General features: G+C 68.2%; 1 protein-coding gene. It reads left to right on the plus strand.

The window, feature by feature from the left end; all coding sequences use genetic code 11:
- Window positions 1-223: 223 nt before the first annotated feature.
- Window positions 224-1,669, plus strand: coding sequence for an NF041680 family putative transposase (locus ACFW3D_RS42090; RefSeq protein ID WP_500513777.1), 1,446 nt, complete (start codon window positions 224-226; stop codon window positions 1,667-1,669).
- Window positions 1,670-1,846: the final 177 nt, after the last annotated feature.

The raw sequence follows: 1,846 nt of genomic DNA on the forward strand, positions 1-1,846 counted from the left end.
GGCCCTGCTGTCATGCGCACCCGGCCGAAAGATCACCCAACCGGGAAGCCACACTCGAACCCACGCTCACCATGACCGGTAGAGCAACGGCTACTGAGCTTGACGTTTAACCTCGCAGGTCACTCGACCTGCTGATCTGCGGTTTTTCCCGGGACAGTGAGGGCGGCCGTTCTCCACCCTTCGAGATGTCGAGTCACGAAGCACGAGAGAACGGCCGCTGCCCATGAGTCTCCCCGCCGATGCGCCCGCAGGTGAGGCGTTGGACGTGTTGTCCCGCTTTCGGGTCGAGTTCTACGACTGCTTGTACGCCCGTGCGGACACGCTCTTCGAGCTCACGGACGCGGTGCTGTGCGCGGAGGAACCGGTGAAGACGCTGGTCGAGCTGTCGTTGGCGGCCGAGCACCGGCGCGGGCACGGCGCCCTATACGCCGCGTTGGACCGGGGCTGGCTGGAGCCGGTGCGGTTGCGGCGCGCGCTGGCCGGCCTGCCGCTACCGAAGGCGGCCGACGGGCGCATCGTGCTGGCCGTGGACGTCAGCAATTGGCTGCGTCCTGATGCCCCCACCAGCGACGACCGGCTGTTCTGCCACGTCTACGGACGCGGTGACCGCAGCACGGACCAGTTTGTGCCTGGCTGGCCGTACTCTTTCGTCGCCGCCCTGGAGACCGGCCGCACCTCCTGGGTCGCGCTGCTGGACGCTGTCCGCCTCGGGCCCGCCGACGACGCGACCGCCATCACGGCCGCCCAACTCCGCTACTCAGTCCAGCGGTTGACACAGGCCCGGCACTGGCAGCCAGGTGATCCCGAGATCCTGATCGTGATGGACTCCGGCTACGACGTCACCTACCTCTCCCACGCCCTGGCAGACCTGCCCGTCGTCCTGGTCGGCCGACTGCGCTCGGATCGCGTGATGCTCCGCGACCCCGGCCCCGCCCGTTCCGGGCCGAAGGGCGGCCGGCCCCGCCGACACGGCGGCGTCCTCACCTTCGCCAAACCCGACACCTGGCACGAACCCGAGATCACCACCGTCACGGACACCACCCGCTACGGCAAAGCCGAGGCCAGAGCCTGGGACAGGATGCACCCCAGACTCACTCACCGCGGCCCCTGGCTGAACCACGCGGAGGCCGAACTTCCCATCTTGCATGGCACGTTGCTCCGCCTGAAGGTCGAACGACTGCCGGGCGACCGCGACCCGAAACCGGTCTGGCTGTGGTGCTCGGCCACCGCCGCCACGCCGGCGGACGTGGACCGCTGGTGGCAATCGTTCCTCCGCAGATTCGATCTCGAGCACACCTTCAGGCTCATGAAACAGACCCTCGGCTGGATCGCGCCGAAGGTCCGCCACGCCGACAGCGCCGACCTGTGGACCTGGCTCATCATCGCCGCCCACACCCAGCTCCGCCTCGCCCGACCCCTCGCCGAAGATCTGCGCCGGCCCTGGGAACGTCCCGCCGCACCACGCCGCCTCACCCCCGCCCGGGTGCGGCGGGGGTTTCGCAACGTCCGCGCGATCACGGCCCGTCCGGCGGCCGCACCAAAACCGTCCGGGCCGGGACCCGGCAGGCCTCCCGGCTCGAAGAACAAGCACCGCGCCAAGCGCCACGACGTCGGCAAGACGGTCAAACGCGCCGAATCGATCAAGGAACACAAAGCTCAGCGAGGTTAAACGTCAAGCTGAGACAGCGTCACACAGCGTGCGATAACACCCCTACAACAGTGCCAACCCGCCAGATCTCTCACAGCCACGACAGTGACGTTTTCTCAGCGGTGATCATTTCCAGGTTCCGTTGAGGACGAGGGCGGCGCGGGCGATGTCGCCGATCCGGCTCGGGCTGAGGGTGAC

Origin of the sequence: Streptomyces sp. NPDC058864 (assembly GCF_042742985.1) — a bacterium.
Classification (GTDB): domain Bacteria; phylum Actinomycetota; class Actinomycetes; order Streptomycetales; family Streptomycetaceae; genus Actinacidiphila.

Coding starts and splice junctions, on each gene's coding strand:
- ACFW3D_RS42090 (WP_500513777.1), top strand. CDS start 224: ATGAGTCTCCCCGCCGATGCGCCCGCAGGTGAGGCGTTGGACGTGTTG.